Consider the following 302-nt stretch of genomic DNA (forward strand, 5'->3'; position numbering starts at 1 on the left):
CTCCCCTGTTTTTGAGCGAGTCCAGAGCGATGCCCCTGATCCGAAAAGCGTTCAAACGTCTGCACTACCCTGTTGATATTATCGCTCAGTGTGTTCGCGGGGATCTGGCCTACGCGCTGAGCCTGCGTAATCTCGAGGAAATGCTCGTTGAGCGTGGAATAACCGTCGAACATTCCACGCTTTCCCGCTGGGTTCATCGTCTGATCCCGTTGAGGGTCAAACGCTATCGGCGGAGCAAGCCCGCCGTTGGGCGTCGGTGGCGAAGGGATGAAACTGATATCAAAATCAAAGGGCAATGGCGT

The 302-nt window shown here is 55.3% G+C and carries 1 protein-coding gene; it reads left to right on the forward strand.

Going from position 1 to position 302, the window contains the following annotated elements:
• Window positions 1-29: 29 nt before the first annotated feature.
• Window positions 30-302: transposase domain-containing protein (locus NXS07_RS21135; protein WP_498063306.1), on the forward strand; the 273-nt coding region annotated here is incomplete at its 3' end.

The sequence above is a fragment of the Xenorhabdus bovienii genome (genome assembly GCF_024721015.1).
GTDB lineage: Bacteria > Pseudomonadota > Gammaproteobacteria > Enterobacterales > Enterobacteriaceae > Xenorhabdus > Xenorhabdus bovienii.